This is a genomic window from Pseudoalteromonas sp. S1650, assembly GCF_005887195.1.
Lineage (GTDB): Bacteria > Pseudomonadota > Gammaproteobacteria > Enterobacterales > Alteromonadaceae > Pseudoalteromonas > Pseudoalteromonas simplex.
Genome location: NZ_PNDF01000011.1, coordinates 50,724 through 66,779 on the forward strand (window position 1 = coordinate 50,724; position 16,056 = coordinate 66,779).

At 40.3% G+C, this 16,056-nt stretch carries 17 protein-coding genes and 1 tRNA gene; 9 read left to right on the forward strand and 9 right to left on the reverse strand.

Features of this window, described 5'->3' with window-relative positions; translation table 11 throughout:
* Positions 1 to 37 precede the first annotated feature (37 nt).
* The 6 genes from CWB80_RS02960 (at position 38) to CWB80_RS02990 (ending at position 5,146) form a co-directional block, all read left to right on the forward strand.
* Positions 38 to 526: an FKBP-type peptidyl-prolyl cis-trans isomerase gene (locus CWB80_RS02960; protein WP_054552455.1), complete on the forward strand. Its 489-nt coding sequence runs from the start codon at positions 38 to 40 to the stop codon at positions 524 to 526.
* 9 nt (positions 527 to 535) lie between these two features.
* On the forward strand, positions 536 to 1,261 hold the full coding sequence (locus tag CWB80_RS02965) for an SDR family NAD(P)-dependent oxidoreductase (protein WP_138600174.1): 726 nt from the start codon (positions 536 to 538) through the stop codon (positions 1,259 to 1,261).
* Positions 1,258 to 2,100: an amidohydrolase family protein gene (locus CWB80_RS02970; protein WP_138600173.1), complete on the forward strand. Its 843-nt coding sequence runs from the start codon at positions 1,258 to 1,260 to the stop codon at positions 2,098 to 2,100. Before CWB80_RS02965 ends, CWB80_RS02970 begins: the two co-directional genes overlap by 4 nt.
* Before the next feature lie 435 nt (positions 2,101 to 2,535).
* Entirely contained in the window at positions 2,536 to 2,949 is a 414-nt protein-coding gene (locus CWB80_RS02980; RefSeq protein WP_138600172.1) for a hypothetical protein, read from the forward strand.
* Between the two features lie 265 nt (positions 2,950 to 3,214).
* A complete protein-coding gene (locus tag CWB80_RS02985) occupies positions 3,215 to 4,762 on the forward strand; it encodes a S41 family peptidase (protein ID WP_138600171.1) in 1,548 nt (515 codons plus the stop codon).
* Between the two features lie 9 nt (positions 4,763 to 4,771).
* Positions 4,772 to 5,146 (forward strand): hypothetical protein, encoded by a 375-nt coding sequence (locus CWB80_RS02990; protein WP_054552451.1) that lies wholly within the window; start codon positions 4,772 to 4,774, stop codon positions 5,144 to 5,146.
* A gap of 66 nt (positions 5,147 to 5,212) precedes the next feature.
* On the opposite strand, the gene CWB80_RS02995 is transcribed toward CWB80_RS02990, so the two are convergent.
* The 5 genes from CWB80_RS02995 to CWB80_RS23075 form a co-directional block, all read right to left on the reverse strand.
* Positions 5,213 to 6,388, reverse strand: coding sequence for a mandelate racemase/muconate lactonizing enzyme family protein (locus CWB80_RS02995; protein ID WP_054552450.1), 1,176 nt, complete (start codon positions 6,386 to 6,388; stop codon positions 5,213 to 5,215).
* A gap of 9 nt (positions 6,389 to 6,397) precedes the next feature.
* Positions 6,398 to 7,165, reverse strand: a complete 768-nt coding sequence (locus CWB80_RS03000) for a class II aldolase/adducin family protein (protein WP_054552449.1) — start codon at positions 7,163 to 7,165, stop codon at positions 6,398 to 6,400.
* Between the two features lie 129 nt (positions 7,166 to 7,294).
* The gene (locus CWB80_RS03005) at positions 7,295 to 7,618 is read right to left on the reverse strand and encodes a c-type cytochrome (RefSeq protein ID WP_054552448.1); all 324 of its coding nucleotides are present in this window, start codon (positions 7,616 to 7,618) and stop codon (positions 7,295 to 7,297) included.
* 103 nt (positions 7,619 to 7,721) lie between these two features.
* Positions 7,722 to 8,261, reverse strand: coding sequence for a DUF2058 domain-containing protein (locus tag CWB80_RS03010; protein ID WP_063701878.1), 540 nt, complete (start codon positions 8,259 to 8,261; stop codon positions 7,722 to 7,724).
* A 38-nt stretch (positions 8,262 to 8,299) separates the two neighbouring features.
* Positions 8,300 to 8,422: a hypothetical protein gene (locus CWB80_RS23075; protein ID WP_267237900.1), complete on the reverse strand. Its 123-nt coding sequence runs from the start codon at positions 8,420 to 8,422 to the stop codon at positions 8,300 to 8,302.
* A gap of 71 nt (positions 8,423 to 8,493) precedes the next feature.
* On the opposite strand from CWB80_RS23075, the gene CWB80_RS03015 reads away from it, so the two are divergent.
* Positions 8,494 to 9,630 (forward strand): MFS transporter, encoded by a 1,137-nt coding sequence (locus CWB80_RS03015; RefSeq protein WP_138600170.1) that lies wholly within the window; start codon positions 8,494 to 8,496, stop codon positions 9,628 to 9,630.
* Here the strand turns inward: CWB80_RS03015 and CWB80_RS03020 are convergent.
* Together CWB80_RS03020 and CWB80_RS03025 are read right to left on the reverse strand one after the other, a co-directional pair.
* Positions 9,597 to 10,097, reverse strand: coding sequence for a prolyl-tRNA synthetase associated domain-containing protein (locus CWB80_RS03020; protein ID WP_054563499.1), 501 nt, complete (start codon positions 10,095 to 10,097; stop codon positions 9,597 to 9,599). The two genes, CWB80_RS03015 and CWB80_RS03020, sit on opposite strands and share 34 nt — an antisense overlap.
* Complete coding sequence (locus CWB80_RS03025; protein WP_138600169.1) at positions 10,098 to 10,484, reverse strand: putative periplasmic lipoprotein; 387 nt, start codon at positions 10,482 to 10,484, stop codon at positions 10,098 to 10,100.
* A 165-nt stretch (positions 10,485 to 10,649) separates the two neighbouring features.
* Between CWB80_RS03025 and CWB80_RS03030 the strand changes: the two genes are divergently transcribed.
* Positions 10,650 to 10,725: transfer RNA gene (locus CWB80_RS03030), tRNA-Ala, on the forward strand.
* Between the two features lie 158 nt (positions 10,726 to 10,883).
* Here CWB80_RS03030 and CWB80_RS03035 read toward each other — a convergent pair.
* Together CWB80_RS03035 and proB are read right to left on the reverse strand one after the other, a co-directional pair.
* On the reverse strand, positions 10,884 to 12,131 hold the full coding sequence (locus tag CWB80_RS03035) for a glutamate-5-semialdehyde dehydrogenase (protein WP_138600168.1): 1,248 nt from the start codon (positions 12,129 to 12,131) through the stop codon (positions 10,884 to 10,886).
* Positions 12,128 to 13,234 carry a glutamate 5-kinase gene (gene proB, locus CWB80_RS03040; protein WP_138600167.1) on the reverse strand — a complete coding sequence of 369 codons (1,107 nt, stop codon included), beginning with the start codon at positions 13,232 to 13,234 and terminating at the stop codon, positions 12,128 to 12,130. Before proB ends, CWB80_RS03035 begins: the two co-directional genes overlap by 4 nt.
* Positions 13,235 to 14,151: 917 nt before the next feature.
* On the opposite strand from proB, the gene CWB80_RS03045 reads away from it, so the two are divergent.
* On the forward strand, positions 14,152 to 16,011 hold the full coding sequence (locus CWB80_RS03045; RefSeq protein WP_138600166.1) for a cation:proton antiporter: 1,860 nt from the start codon (positions 14,152 to 14,154) through the stop codon (positions 16,009 to 16,011).
* The last annotated feature ends 45 nt before the right edge of the window (positions 16,012 to 16,056 follow it).

Here is a 16,056-nt window from a genome sequence, read left to right on the forward strand (position 1 = left end):
AATCAGCGCCTATATTTAAATTCTAAAGAGAAATAACATGCAGATCAGTAAAGACGCAGCAGTTGAGTTTCACTACACACTTAGTGAAGCAGGCGAGCAAATCGAATCAAGTAAAGATGGCGAGCCACTTTCATATATCCATGGTACTGAAGGCATGCTTCCTGGTCTTGAGAAAGCCCTTGAAGGTAAAGCGGCTGGCGATAATTTTAGCGTAACACTTGAGCCTAGCGAATCTTACGGCGAGCGCGTTGATAACCTAATTCAACGTATTCCACTTAAGCACTTACAAGGCAACACAAAAGTGTGGAAGCCAGGTATGACTGCTATCGTTCATTCAAATCAAGGTCGTCACCAAGTAACTATCGTTAAAGTAGGTCGTTTCAATGCAGATTGTGACTTAAACCATCCATTTGCAGGTAAAACGCTGACATTTGACGTTGAAGTAATTAATGTTCGCCAAGCGACAGCTGAAGAATTATCTCACGGCCACGTGCACGGTGAAGGCGGTTGTGGCCACAGCCACTAAGGGTAAATAATGACAAACGTTGCAATTGTCACCGGTGGCAGTAAAGGTATTGGCAAAGCGATAGTCGAGCGTTTAGAGCGTGAAGCCTACACAGTTTATAACTTAGATATTACCCCATCAGAGGGCAATTATCGCCACTGTGATGTCAGTGATACTCAGCAAGTGAAGTCGGCTATCGCCGATATTGTTGCAGAAGAGGGTCGTGTCGATGCTTTAATTTCTAATGCGGGTCGTCATTTAAGTGCCAACATTGAAAATACCGACGAAGCAACGTTTGATGCCCTATTTGCGCTCAATGTGAAAGGTGCCTATGCCGCAATTCAAGCTGTATTACCTAGCATGAAAAGTCAGCAAGGCGGCTGTATCGTATTGGTTGCCTCTGATCAGGCAATTATCGGCAAACCAAACTCGTTTGCTTATAACCTGACCAAGCATGCACTGGCTTCAATGGCAAAAACGACAGCGCTGGATTATGCCGCGTTTAACATTCGTGCTAACGCTGTGTGCCCAGGTACAATAGAAACACCACTGTTTCATAATGCGATTGATGCCTACTGTCAGCGCAGTGGTGCAGATAAAGCAGAGATTGTTGCTGAAGAAGCCGCGCTGCAGCCGTTAGGCCGTTTAGGGCAACCCGAAGAAATTGCTGCTTTGGTTAATTTTTTAATAAGCCCAGAAGCGAGCTTTATTACTGGCAGCTTACAAAGTATTGATGGTGGATACACCACGCAATGAGCGACAAAATTATTGACCCTCATGTGCACTTTTTTAACCTCACTGAGGGTCAATACACTTGGCTACAAGGTAGTAATCCCCCCGCTTGGCCAAATCTAGATAAAATTAAAAAGCAAATTGTCGCTTCTGAACTTAAAGCTGCTTGTCCATTTCAACTAGAAGCCTTGGTGCATATTGAAGCTGGCTTTGATAATCAAGCACCAATTAATGAGCTCAATTGGCTTGCAACGCATTTAGACGACATTCCGTATCGCGCAATCAGCTACAGCCCGATTGACGCATCTCCCAAGCAATTTGAAGCGTCACTCAATAAGTTAGAACATCCATCTTTAGTTGGTATTCGCGATATAACAGAAGGTGATGAAGCTAGGCGCTTATTAACTCCCCACTGCCTAGATAATCTAGCTTTTATCGCAGCCGAAAACTTACACTTTGAAGCACAGTTTGAAATTGAAAACATACAGGTAACTGAGCAGCTTATTAAGTATTGCACAGCACTACCATCACTACGTGTGGTGATTAATCATTTAGGCTTTATTAGTGATGAGCAAAGATGGCTTGAAGCAATCATTAAACTCAGCCGCTGCGATAATATCGCGATAAAGTTCTCAGGGTTGGAGTTCACACAAATTGCCACAAACAAACACCTATGGCTGGTTAATAATTTAATTAAGTACTTTGGTGAGCATCGCGTTATGTTTGCCAGTAACTTTCCTGTATGCCAAATAAATACCAGTTACGAAAACTGCTGGCAACACTATCACTCACTGTGCTCACTGCCGAGTTTATGGCATCAACTTAGCTATAAAAACGCCAAACAGTTTTATAAATATAAATAATTTTATAGGTCAATGGCTAAGAAAAACATTAGGCTTTGCTGAAAGCTTGAAAATATACTTCCTCAAGTTATAATCAACCAAAATGGAAACAATATATGGATATAACTATTATGAAGTGCCCCTCTCTAAATAACTTAGAATTCTCCGAAACAAGTAAGCTAGCCATTAAAGAAATTAGATGAGTCAAAGTACTTTCTGATTACTTAGCAACGGTAGCTGTATTTGGTACTTTTGCAAACATTTTCGCAGGAAATGGCCCAATAAAGTCTCACTACAACCTTACTCAAACTGACTTTGATTCGTTTTTAAATGGTGTAAAGCAAATACCACAAATAGGAAACTCTGTTATTCAACGTGAAGCTTTTAAAGCAATGATGAAGTCAAGCAATAATAAAGAACGTTTGTTTTGGAGAGCATTTTTAAAAGGTTGTAAGAATGATTAATATGAGATTATTAAGTTTACTATTCTTATTTAGCTTACTGCATAGTAAAGCTATCTCTGCAGAAAATTTACTAGCTGTCAAACTAAAAACTGATTACACAAATGCTATTAATGACTTTCAAAATAAATCTAAACTTTGTGAAGAAGGGAACGAAGGCTTAGATAAAAATCATTTCCCCAAAGATATGCTTACCAATAAAGATGATCTAAGCATAGTTATTAATTATTTTTATTTTAAGTCTCTTTATAATTGCGTTAAAGAAGAGTTGGTAAACTACTCAATTCAAACAACAAAAGTATTAGCAAAAAATAGCAATGATGAAATTTTAAAGATAAATTATTTAATCATGAATATTCCGCTCTCTTTAGATGAGGCAAGAATTGAATTTAACAAGTTACCCAACTGAACGATTGAAAAAGTAAATAAAATAAATCGACTAGAAAAACCATTTGATATGCTTGAAACTATTGATAATTTAAACCTCTAACAACTAGGTTAAAGCCTGAACCCTGTATAAATTTATAGGGTTCAATAACACATTTTCTTTGAACACTACCACTCACAGCCGAGTTTATGGCATCAACTTAGCTATAAAAACGCCTACGAAATCTATCTAATTGCTTAAAAACTAGCTATATTCAAATAAGTTAATTTATCTGGAACTCTGTTTTATGTTTAATGCTTTAAAAAAACCTATGGCAAGTAGTGCCTTTATTTGCTCACTGATTTTAGTTGGTTGCGGTGGTTCCGGCAGTTCAGATTCAGACGTAATTGCTAGTGAAGACATCACTTGGACTCAAGGTGTATTTGAGCCATCAAGCAAATTTGATCAACAATGCCAAGCACTCAATGAGAAGCATTGGTTACGAGCTTGGAGTCATGAAACTTATCTGTGGTATGACGAAATAGTTGATCGAGACCCCGCACTAACTGAAGGAGTATTAAATTATTTCGCTTTATTAAAAACTGAAAACACTACAGATTCAGGTGCTAAAAAAGATAATTTCCACAGTAGTTTACCCACAGCTGAATGGCAAGCTCAAAGCCAATCAGGGCAATCTTTTGGTTATGGTTTCAAACTTAGATTGATAAGTGCGGGCGCCCCCCGCCAAGGCATTATTTCCTATACTGAGCCAAACTCTCCTGCATCAAACTTGAATCTTGGCCGAGGATTAGAAGTAATCGAAGTGGATGGTGTCGACTTTGTAAATGCAACGACCCAAGCAGAGGTTGATGTATTGAATGCAGGCCTATTTCCATCTGAGTCCGGCAAAGTTACTTCATTTGTATTTCGAGATATAAATACCAGTGAAATTCGTGAAGTGAGCATGACTGCACAAACTATTACTGGCCAAGCAGTTAGTAACGTTAAAACATTTGCGGATGGTGAAGTGGGTTATTTCCAGTTTAATCGCCATAATGCAGTTGCAGAAAAACCTCTGTACGACGCATTTAACAGCTTAGCAGCAAGTAATGTTAAAGATTTAATTATTGATATGCGTTACAACCCAGGCGGATTCCTTCAAATGGCAAGTCAGGTTGCTTATATGGTGGCAGGCGAGAGTAATACCAGTGGCAAAATATTTGAACAGACTATTTTTAATGATCAACACCCAACTTTTAACCCTATTACTGGGGAGCGCTTAGAGCCTGTTCAGTTTACTAATGAGTTTTTAGGTTTTGCAGACAATCCTGCGATTTCGCCTGGTACTTCGTTACCTTCTCTAAATTTAGAGCGAGTCTTCGTGCTTACAACAGACAGCACCTGCTCAGCAAGTGAAGCTGTGATCAATGGCCTTAGGGGCGCTAATATAGAAGTAATTCAAATAGGCGAAACAACTTGCGGTAAACCCTATGGTTTTTATCCAACTGATAATTGCGATACCACATACTTCAGTATTCAATTTACTGGCGTCAATAATAAAGGGTTTGGTGAGTATGCTGATGGTTTTTCACCACAAAACAGCAACGATAGTGAATTTCAACCTGTAAAAATCCCAGGCTGTGCAATTGCTGATGATTTCACTCACCAACTAGGCGATGAAAATGAAGCAATGCTCAGTGCTGCACTTAGCTATCGAGAGAATGGACGCTGTCCAGTAGCTACTTCAACAGTCAGTGAGCAAGGCTTTGCACCTGCTACTTATAACGATACGCCGCAAGTACGTGATATACGAACTTCAACCTTGCTTCAACAAAGTAAAATATTGAAGCAATAGGAGCGAATCATGAGAGTTCAATTAGCTAGCTTATTAATGCTTTTGACCTTACTAGGCTGTAGTGCTCAAAGCCAAGAGCCTACACCTAAATTGCAACATGCACGGCTTACTGAGCCGCAAAGTGAACTAATAGCGCAAGGCATCGCAAGGTTGATGCACAGCAAGCCAATTGCTGTTGCTGATGATGCTTTTATGAATACCAGTGTGCTTGTCACTGACAGTATGAATGTAATGGATGGGCAAGGTAACCTTATAATGGGCAAGCAACTGTCAATGCCAGAACGCTTTGAGCTACTTATTAAAAACCAAATATGCTTTGTGCGCCATTTAGATAGTAAAGCGACCGAGCCTCTTCCTTTGGTAAAATGCAAACCAGTTGATTAATTCAAAGCTAAAAAGTAGATATAAAAGAAGCCCTTGCGGGCTTTTTTTATAATATGTTGGTGAATATTACTTAATCTCAACACGTTGAGATCGCATTACGACTTCATCATTTAATTCAATACCGATACCTGGCTCTTCTGATACTTGGAAGAAACCATTTTTAGGTTGTGGATCTTGAATACACAATTCACGGTTCCATTTCTTAATCGCGTAGGTGTGATGTTCGTGAATTAAGAAGTTAGGAATCGCAGTTTCTAAGTGTAACGAAGCTGCAGTTGCTACTGGGCCGCCACACACGTGAGCTTGAATACGCACATCAAAGATATCAGCATAATCACACACTTTCTTAGTTTCAGTGAAACCACCACACAAGCCTAAGTCTGGCTGTAGCACATCAATACTTTGATCTTCTAAGTATGGACGCACCCCCCAGCGGTTATACAAACGTTCACCACCTGCAATTGGCACCGCTACTTTGTCAGCAACTTTTGCGTGTAATGAATGATTTAAGTAATTCACAGGCTCTTCGTAATACATACAATCGAACTCTTCAGCAATTTCACCAATTTGAATTGCTGATGTTGCGCCTGGTAAACTGTGACACTCAAAAATAATGTCAACTTCGTCACCGACTGCTTCACGAATAGCCTGCATACGCGCACGATATAATTTCATTTCTGCACGAGAAATAATGTTAGTGCGATCGTAATAAGTATTGCCGTTTTTATCGTACTGGATTGGGTCAACTTTTACCGCGTCATAACCTTCAGCCATCGCCTTAAGCGCTGCTTCTGCGTATTCCTCTGGGTGAACAAGCGCTTTAAATTCGCTGTCCCAGTCAAATTGTAGTTGTGATGCATAAGTACGTAGCTTATCGTTAACTTTACCACCTAATAGTTGGTAAACAGGCAAGCCTAATGCTTTACCTTTAATATCCCAAAGTGCAGTATCAATGGCGCTCATTGCTGCATACACAACAGGACCACCACCTAAACCCCAAAAGCTTTCGCGTAGCATTCGTGACCACAGTTTTTCTGTTTGAAATGGGTCATGACCAATTAAAAAGGCATCAGCCATTTCTTTGATCATTGCCGCAGCTGCACTATGACCTAAATCATAAGCCAGACCCGCTTCACCCACACCGCTAATACCTTCATCGGTGTGAATACGCACAAAAACAGGTGTCCAAGCAGGTCTGTCTGGACAATGGATATCAAACACTTCGACGCGATTAACTTTCATGGTTTTTCCTTACTGAGCAAAACTAGGATCAAGACGATAAGCTTTACGCAACATGGCTGGCCAAGCCAACTGGCCACCGGTGCTGCCGCTATGCACGACATTCGCTTGATTATAAATATTATCGATAATAGGTTGTGGTACCGGGATTGCCGTTTGACCACTGGCTTGAATAGCCAATTGAATTTCACAGGCGCGCTGCAAATCATAAAAGCGCATAAAGGCATCCCCCACCGTTGGGCCAACAGTTAAGCCACCGTGATTAACCAATAACATGTGATTAGTGGTGCCTAAATCATCTTGTAGACGCTTTTTCTCATCACTGTTTACCGCTAACCCTTCGTAGCCATGATAAGACAATGATGGCAATGAGAACATTGAGTATTGGCTAAGTGGCAATAGGCCTTTTTCTTGCGTTGCAACGGCAATGGTTTCTTTTGTGTGTAAATGAATAACACAGTGAGCGTCATCACGAACTTCATGAATAGCGCTGTGAATAGTGAAACCAGCCGGATTAATTTTAAATGGCGTGTCATCAAGAATATTGCCAGCTAAATCCACCTTCACAAGGTTTGATGCCGTCACTTCATCAAAACTAAGACCAAATGCATTAACTAAATAGTGATCTGTGCCCGGTAAACGTGCCGATAGGTGGGTATAAATTAAATCCCCCCATCTAAAGTGCTCAACTAAACGGTAACATGCTGCTAAATCAACACGAAGCTGCCATTCTTGTTCAGATACTTTATTTTTTAAATCGAGTTTTGGTAAGTCAAACATGGAAAACCTTGTATATGTGACACTGCACAAATAGATGTATAGAAGTCTAAATTACTATTAATAGATGATCAATAGGTGATACAAAAAGGCCACATCAGTTGATGTGGCCTTTTCACGCTAAAATGGTGTTTATTTTACTTGTGATAAGTAATCAGCAATTGCAGCCATTTCTTCTTCAGATACGTTTGCAACCATTGCTTTCATCGCAGCAGCCATACCGTTGCTACGCGCACCTGACTTAATGTCTTTCATTTGTGCTAGTAAGTACTCTTTATTTTGACCATTTAATTTAGGGTACTGAGGCATGATAGGCGCTTTACCTTCTGCACCGTGGCAAGTTTGGCAAAGCTTAGCTGTGTATAGTGTTGCACCATCCGCAGCCATAGTGTTGAAAGATAGGCTTGCAGCCATTGCAATGCCAGCCCCACATAAAATTTTCGTGATCTTGCTCATATCTATTTTCTCTTTTTTGACGGGTTATTAAACATTTTCTTTAGTGTAGACCATGATTTAACAATATTGCACCCGAAAATTGTAACGGCAATAGAAACAGTCACTACCAAATTAAATCATCAGGTACTTCAAAATCAGCATACGGATCATCTTCATCCTTTTGCTTATCTTCAGGCTCAACATGGAACACTATGTAGTCTTCGCTGACTTCAGCGACTTTTCGTGCTGGTTCGTCTTCCAGTACAAAAAATTGGCCTTCTAAAACACAAATTGCTAAGCGGCCACCAGCTAGGGCCTTTTGTGTTTTTTCATTTACTTCGAGCTCTTTCACTTTATTTTGATAAGTGAAGTTAAATGTGCGATCACCACGGATTTCATCTTGGTTGTGATGCTCTAAAATCTGTTTAACGCGCGCTACTTGCTCACGTTGCTTTTGCTCTTCTAAACGCGCTTTATTAAGCTCGTCGGCTTTTTTCTGCTGCTCAAGCTTAGTTTGTTCAATATGTTTTTGCAGATCGCTAGGATTACTCGTGGCACCTTTCTTTTTCTTCTTTTGCTGTTTGCGCTTTTCTGTTTTGGCTACTTTAGCTTTATGTGCCGTAGTAAGACCAGCCTTAAGTAATTGATCTTGTAATGAACCCATGACGAAATTCCAATTTATTAATGCGTATTAGGGTTATTTTAATCAGCTCTGCCAACAAATAACAGTACTGAGCCCACTTGATTCACAGCAATCGAGTATATTGATGTGAGATTAACACGCGATGAAATCATGACATATTGATTTAACGCAAGATTTATCATTTTAGTCGCCTTTGAACTTGTAAAAAAACCTGTACCCGATAAGCTAGGGCTTTTCCTCTTGGGAGCTAAAAATGCAGCTGCGACATTTGTTACTTTGCTCTGTGTTTATTTTCTTTGTTTTATACGCCCCACAACCCTTACTTGGATTATTTGCCAGTCATTTTTCTGTATCGCCAGCCACTGCTGGTAGCTTAATGACCGCAACTATGTTGCCACTAGCCATTGCTCCTTTAGTGTATGGCTTGTTTTTAGCTAAGCGAAACCCACTCACAATTTTAAAGATTGCCATGTTTGTGTTAGCAATCAGCTGTATCGCTTTTACTTTAGCACCAAGCTTTGAGTTGCTATTACTGGTTCGCTTTATTCAAGGGATCACCCTACCCGCAGCGCTCACTGCCATGACCAGTTATATTGGTGTGACTTTTCAGGCTGACCAATTACAACGTAACATGACGCTTTACATTGGCAGCACCATTGTTGGTGGCTACTTCGGACGTATGCTCGCCGCCTTGTTTACTGACTTTTTGAGCTGGCAAAGTTTTTATTATGTGATTGCGATTGGGTTAGTACTATTTGCACTCGCCATTCCTAAATCAGGTAAAGGCGCGAGTATTCATGCTGCAAAGTCGCCGCTGTTGTATCTAAAGCAATTAAAAAATCCGTTGGTATTAAAGCTCTACGGAGCGGTGTTTTGTATGTTCTTTTGTTTTGCGGCACTGTTAAATTATTTACCTTTCATTCTGCAAGACAGTTTTGCTATCACTAACACCCGAGACATCGGACTGGTTTACAGCGGCTACTTGTTAGGCGCGCTGGCTTCCATAGCCACACCTTGGCTGTTACGAAAGTCATCAACACCTTGGCGTTTATTAACCTGGGTTTTTGTATTCTATAGCCTGACGATGGTGCTATTGATGAGCCAACAGTTATTACTTTTTGTTATTGCTTTTACTGGCTTTTGCGGTGCAATGTTTGTTATCCACTCAAGTGCCGCTCCACTGGTAAATAAAATCAGCAGCGCACCTGCAAGTGTCACCAATGGCGGTTATGTCTCGTTTTATTATAGCGGTGGCGCATTAGGTTCATTATTGCCAGGGCTGGTATATCAGCAACACGGCCAAGTTGCCTTTATGACCGTGCTACTTTTAGTCTGCTTAGTGGGTTTAAGCTTAGTTTATTTGGCTGGTAGAAATACGATACGTGGTTGATGCCCGGTACTTTCAAAAAATAGCTCTAAGTCATCTTTTTTCATCAGCCAAGTGGCAGTATTTTCAAAAGGGTGACAATGAAAAAGCTCGTTAAACCAAATTTCTTGGTCTAGCCAAAGAGTGACATTATTTTGCTTATCGTTTAACAGTGCCAACATAGAAACACAGCCCGGTGGCACTTTAAGATATCGCGCTAATCGCTCATCAGATGCAAACCCTAAACGCGATAACCCCTGCTGCTGAGCAATGGCTTTTAAGTCGAGTTGTTTGTCGTGAGCGGTGATCACTAAAAAGTGGCGCTTACCTTCGTTATCTCGTAAAAACAGGTTTTTTAAACGTGTGCCCGGTCTATCGAGCATAAACTTATCGGCATCTAAGCTGCCGTGTAATGGTGGATGCTCAATCACATCATAATTAATATCTAATTGAGCTAGCGTAGCAGCTAACTTGCTTTTATCTGCATACATTTACAAACAACGTCCTCGTAATTGCACACTTAAATCACGCCATAATACTTCGTCAATAACGTGTCTATCGTCGCAGTATTGTCGTTCTTTAAGCTCTTCATTTAATAATTCAACCGCTTGGTCTTCGAGCATAAGTTTTAAGTTGCTCGACTCTTCAAATACTTCTTGCTCGGCAAAATCTTTAAACTGCCTGCGTGTCATTGGCTTATCAAGATTAATCGGGCGTCTGCCCTGTGCTTTAACTGACACCACATAGGCAAAGATTTTATTGCCTTGCTCATCATTTTTTTCGTAAAACTGCTTATTATTGATTTCAAAAGGAGGCGCTTCTTGTTGGCTTGCGCAACCGGAAAGTAAAACAACCAAAAGCCATGCTATTTTTTTCATTATTGGATAAGCCTTGAACAGTGAATGCGCTTTAGTCTACCAAAAATAAAACAACAGAGTAAAAAATCGAACATTTTAAAAAAAATACTTGACCACAAATGCAAAAATATTTAAAGTTCACCACGCTTGAGACGCAAGACTTAAGCATCCTGTATTTAGGAATGTGGGGCTATAGCTCAGCTGGGAGAGCGCCTGCCTTGCACGCAGGAGGTCAGCAGTTCGATCCTGCTTAGCTCCACCACTTTCCTACCTCTCTTTAGGCAATCTGCCAAATACTTAATAAAAACCAATAAATTCTAAATTAAAGCGACTTTATTAGTCTTTCTGCCGTCTTCGTTTTATTTTAAACACAAAAAAACCGAGCAAAGCCCGGCTTTTTAAGCAATTACTTTTTAGTGATTATTCACGAATCTGGCCTTCGCCATTAACTAAGTATTTTTCAGTTGTAAGTGACTCTAGACCCATTGGGCCATAAGCATGTAGCTTAGTTGTCGCAATACCAATCTCAGCACCTAAACCTAACTGTGAACCATCAGAAAAACGCGATGACGCATTAACCATTACCACAGATGCATCCACACTGCGTTGGAATAACTCAGCTGCAGCTTGGTCTTTAGTACAAATCACTTCAGTGTGGTTTGAACCAAATTTAGCAATATGATCAATGGCACCAGCAAAGTCAGGTACAACCTTGATTGCGATTTCTAAATCTAAGTACTCTTCACCAAACTCGTCGTCAGCAAGTACTGTTGCATTATCAAAGTACTCGGCAGCTTTCGCATCTGCATTTACTGTTACGCCTTCTTGACGAAGAACAACTGCACACAGGTTTAAAAACTCATCAGCAATATCTTGGTGAACCACTAAGCCTTCTAGAGCATTACACACACCAGTACGTTGAGTTTTACCATTTAATAGTAAGTTGATTGCTACATTCAAATCAGCGTCTTTATCAACATAAAGGTGACATACACCTTTAAAATGCTGAATCACTGGAATGGTACTGTTTTCTGTTACAAAATTAATTAAACCTTCACCACCACGCGGAATGATTAAATCAATTGTGTCACGCTGTTGCATCAGCTCCATGAGTAGACCACGGTCTGGATCTGGGATCACTGAAATCAACGCAGCAGGTAAACCATGCTTTTCAAGTACTTTGTGCATTACACTTGCGATTGCTTGCGAACTACGAAGTGCTTCTTTACCACCACGTAAAATAACACCATTACCCGATTTAAAGCATAACGCACCGGCATCAGCCGTCACATTTGGACGTGCTTCATAAATCATACACACAACACCAAGTGGTACGCGCATCTTGCTGATCTTAATACCGTTTGGACGCTCTGAAATTTCACGTAATTGGCCTACAGGATCATCAAGGCTAACAATTACTTCAATGCCTTCAGCCATTGCTTCAATACGCTCATCGTTTAGCGTTAAACGGTCAATCATAGACGCAGCAAGGTTATTATCACGTGCTGCCGCTAAATCGCTTTCGTTCTCTTTGATGATAAACGCTTTGCTTTCGCGTAACGCCTCTGCCATCTCAGTTAACACTTGATTCTTAGTAGCAGTATCAAGTAAAGCTAACTGGGTTGCAGCTTTTGCAGCTTGACTCGAAATATCCGTAATTAAACTCATGACTTCTCCAATAATGCGATATCTTTCTCTGAAACAACTGGGCCGATTGAATCTTGCATTTTTTCGCTAAATTCACTTTGCTCGTTGTCAGCAATAAAATTCAATAAACAGCTACTGTAGTTCGCTGTTGCTTTTGCTAGACGCGTACCATCATCACTACGAACTAAAATGGTATCGCCTACGCCAAATTCTCCGTGTACTGCAACGATTTCATCGCTACGAATACAACCGTCTTCATCTTTTAATGATTCATCGAATGAACCTTCAACGACAACCTCACCCTGCTCGTTAGCTGTGTGAGTCATCCAATGCACTGCTTCTTGCATCGGTTTCTCATATGGTTTGAAGATAGTACCTGGGTTATCACCCGCAAGCAGTCGGTTAAATGTCTCTTCTTTAAAACCATTTAAAATAAAGGTTGTAATACCATGTGAAGTGGCTTTTTCAGCCGCTTCGATTTTCGTTTTCATACCACCTGTACCAACGGCACTGGTTGCACAACCGGCCATGGCGTAAATTGATTCATCGATGCTATCAATTTCTGGTAATAGCACTGCATCTTCATGTAAATTCGGATTTTTGTCATAAAGACCATCAACATCCGAAAAAATCATCAATGCATCTGCGTCCGCCGCTGCGGCTACCATTGCCGACAAGTTATCATTGTCGCCAACTTTTAAATCATCAGTTGTTACCGTGTCATTCTCATTAATGATAGGTAATACACCATGCTCCAGTAAGGTGAAAACAGTTTCACGAATACTGGTATAACGCTCACGGTCACGTAAGTCACCATGAGTTAATAAAATCTGTGCCGATGGGAAATCAAAGAAACGATCCCACATCGCCATCATTTCTGTCTGACCGGCAGCAGCCATTGCTTTTTTCATCGTCACTGAACGCTTTTCTTGTTCAGGGAATAAATGCGAACCAGCAGCTACCGAACCCGATGATACTAAAATAACTTCGATACCTTGCGCTCGACAGCGAACGATGAACTGTGCAATGGTTAGTAAATAACGTGAGCGACACCCGTCTTGTTCGGGTGCGATTAATGCGCTACCTACTTTTAGTACTATACGTCGCCAATTTAACTTTTGCATAACTGTTCAACTTTCCATTTTACTATCTGTTCAGTGCCAATTTGCCACTGATTAAAAGACTCGCGTTTAGCTTTACTAAACGCACTGACTATTATCACTTTGCCAAACAACTTATCTATGCACACGACTACGCCACGCAAGTACTGCGATTAGATATAGCACAACTTTTATTCAGTCAGTAGACCAAACGGTTATAAACCATAAGTTGATAAAAAGAGATAAGTGTTGTTTATGTATCGCTGTAAAAGCTGTGTGAGGCTTTTATTAATAACAACATACATAGAGCCTATACAATCTGGTACACCAACAGATAGGGTGTAGATTGTATGACCGAGATTTAGCTGCCACGATGGGAACTAAACATTGACCAGATAATGAACTTATATTCTATTCAACACGTAATAAATACACACTGAAAACGGGAAAGCTCATTTCTATTTAATTAGAAAACAAAGTGTATAAAACACTAAAATTGTTACAAGCAATTGATTATTTAGAGGTAAAGCTCTAGAAAACTGTAGCAACACCGATAAACATTTAGATATCAAATTGTTTGAACACGAAATATAATACGGGAAATTAGGGGTAAAGATCAAGGGCGAAAAGTAATAACAGCTTTTATACTTGCCATAAATAGGAAAAATAAATACTTTTTAACAATAACTTAGATCACCATATGTTAGCCCTAATGATTTTTTCTCTGCAAACCTGACTTTTGTTTTAGATATAACCCCAAAAAGTAGTAATAACGACTAAAATCGTATTTGAAGCATCAAGTTTGCTTGTGTCTATAGTGATGAGTAAGCTTTAATAAGCAGGCAATTTTATTTCAAAGGTCTAATTGAAGATTGCATTACATCATAAATAATGTGATTCGACCTTTTTTGAACAGTAGTAACAAAAGGATAATTTATTCTATGTCAGCAATTTATATAGCAGGGATCGCATTGTGCTCAGTATTAGCACAGTGGGTCGCATGGGCGTTTCGCGTACCCGCTATTTTATTTTTACTACTAACAGGTTTAGTTTTAGGGCCATTTAGTGGCGTACTAGAACCTGACGCTCTACTGGGTGATTTACTCTTCCCTGTAGTTTCTTTAAGTGTGGCGGTGATCTTATTTGAGGGTTCACTAACCTTACACTTCAGAGAGTTAAAAGGGATTGGTAAGGTAGTTCGTAACCTCTGCTCTATAGGAATGCTCACGACTTGTTTAGTAATCAGCTTCAGCGCTTATTGGATTTTAGAGCTGAACTGGCGAGTTGCTGCAGTACTTGGAGCGGTGCTTGTTGTAACTGGACCTACAGTTATTGCGCCGCTGTTAAACTCTATGAGACCTACTCAAGATATTGACCGCATCTTGCGTTGGGAAGGTATTGTTATAGACCCTATAGGTGCATTATTCGCAGTACTAGTATTTGAAGCTGTCATGCTTGTAGGTCAAGGCGAAGTACTGAGTCATACCATTATCGCGCTCTTTAAAACCCTGGGAGTTGGTTTAACCATTGGTGTCGTTGCCGGTTGGCTTACCACATTGCTGATACGCCGAGAATGGCTACCATTTGAGTTACACAAGTTTGGCATTTTAGCCTTAGTACTGATTAGCTTTACGGTTTCGAACCACCTAAGCCATGAATCTGGCCTCCTCGCTGTTACCGTGTTTGGTATTTGGCTTGCTAACCAAGATGATCTCGAAATTGACTCTGTGCTTGAATTTAAAGAAGACCTTTCGATGATCTTAATTTCATCACTGTTCATCTTACTTGCAGCCCGACTACAGCTATCAGATTTAATGATGTTACATAGCGATGTGTTTATTTTCTTAGCCATCGTGCTTTTTGTGGCTCGCCCAGCCTGTATTGCAATATCGACCTTTAAAACTGATTTACCACTTAAGTCTCGCTTAGTTCTGTCGTGGATTGCACCACGGGGTATCGTTGCCGCTGCGGTGGGCTCTGTATTTGCTCTAAGTATGGTCGAAGCTGGCATTGCCGATGCTGAAAAAATAGTGCCACTTATATTTACTGTAATTATTATTACTGTAGTACTGCAAAGCCTTACAGCAACACCGTTAGCAAAGTTATTAAAAGTACGCCAGCCTGCGCCAAATACTATTTTAATTATTGGCGCAAACCATGTAGCCCGTGCTATTGCTTGCGGCTTAAAAGATCAAAATATTCCGGTGCACTTATCTGATCCTGCATGGGAAAACTGTAAAATGGCACGCATGGATGGCTTACCTTGTTACTATGGTAATCCGCAGTCAGAGCATGCGGAGCGGTATTTACCATTAACAACAATTCGTAGCGTACTCGCGCTTTCACCGAACCGCCATCACAATGCATTAGGCGTACAATACTTCTCGCATTTGTTCGACGAAAAGAATGTATTTTCTTTGCGCTCTTCGACTAACCATGCAAAAGCGAATAAAGACAGTGCGACCTTCTTGTCACGACAAATTCTGTTTGGCGACAATGGCGCTTATGCCCGTTTAAGCAGCTTAATTGCCAAAGGCGGCAAAGTTAGTGCGACGCGTATTTCTGAAGAGTTTAGTTGGGATCAATATAAAGAAGTTAATAGCGAAGCAATCCCATTATTTATTTTAAATGGTGAAAAAAGCGATGATGACGATACGCCTATTAAAATTCGCCCGTTCACTACAAATATGGAAAAACCTCCACAAGTAGGTGAACGTATTGTGGCACTTCAACCACCTAAACTATCGGTGCTAAAAGACCCGAACAACGGCAAACCGAAAGAAAATAAAGAAGAGAAATAACAGTAAGGCCAGCATTAGCTGGCCTTTTTTATATGTATTTGTATT

Bases quoted from the DNA above. Each gene is read 5' to 3' on its own strand.
- CWB80_RS02960 (WP_054552455.1), top strand. From the start codon at position 38: ATGCAGATCAGTAAAGACGCAGCAGTTGAGTTTCACTACACACTTAGT.
- CWB80_RS02965 (WP_138600174.1), top strand. From the start codon at position 536: ATGACAAACGTTGCAATTGTCACCGGTGGCAGTAAAGGTATTGGCAAA.
- CWB80_RS02970 (WP_138600173.1), top strand. From the start codon at position 1,258: ATGAGCGACAAAATTATTGACCCTCATGTGCACTTTTTTAACCTCACT.
- CWB80_RS02980 (WP_138600172.1), top strand. From the start codon at position 2,536: ATGATTAATATGAGATTATTAAGTTTACTATTCTTATTTAGCTTACTG.
- CWB80_RS02985 (WP_138600171.1), top strand. From the start codon at position 3,215: ATGTTTAATGCTTTAAAAAAACCTATGGCAAGTAGTGCCTTTATTTGC.
- CWB80_RS02990 (WP_054552451.1), top strand. From the start codon at position 4,772: ATGAGAGTTCAATTAGCTAGCTTATTAATGCTTTTGACCTTACTAGGC.
- CWB80_RS02995 (WP_054552450.1), bottom strand. From the start codon at position 6,388: ATGAAAGTTAATCGCGTCGAAGTGTTTGATATCCATTGTCCAGACAGA.
- CWB80_RS03000 (WP_054552449.1), bottom strand. From the start codon at position 7,165: ATGTTTGACTTACCAAAACTCGATTTAAAAAATAAAGTATCTGAACAA.
- CWB80_RS03005 (WP_054552448.1), bottom strand. From the start codon at position 7,618: ATGAGCAAGATCACGAAAATTTTATGTGGGGCTGGCATTGCAATGGCT.
- CWB80_RS03010 (WP_063701878.1), bottom strand. From the start codon at position 8,261: ATGGGTTCATTACAAGATCAATTACTTAAGGCTGGTCTTACTACGGCA.
- CWB80_RS23075 (WP_267237900.1), bottom strand. From the start codon at position 8,422: ATGATAAATCTTGCGTTAAATCAATATGTCATGATTTCATCGCGTGTT.
- CWB80_RS03015 (WP_138600170.1), top strand. From the start codon at position 8,494: ATGCAGCTGCGACATTTGTTACTTTGCTCTGTGTTTATTTTCTTTGTT.
- CWB80_RS03020 (WP_054563499.1), bottom strand. From the start codon at position 10,097: ATGTATGCAGATAAAAGCAAGTTAGCTGCTACGCTAGCTCAATTAGAT.
- CWB80_RS03025 (WP_138600169.1), bottom strand. From the start codon at position 10,484: ATGAAAAAAATAGCATGGCTTTTGGTTGTTTTACTTTCCGGTTGCGCA.
- CWB80_RS03035 (WP_138600168.1), bottom strand. From the start codon at position 12,131: ATGAGTTTAATTACGGATATTTCGAGTCAAGCTGCAAAAGCTGCAACC.
- proB (WP_138600167.1), bottom strand. From the start codon at position 13,234: ATGCAAAAGTTAAATTGGCGACGTATAGTACTAAAAGTAGGTAGCGCA.
- CWB80_RS03045 (WP_138600166.1), top strand. From the start codon at position 14,152: ATGTCAGCAATTTATATAGCAGGGATCGCATTGTGCTCAGTATTAGCA.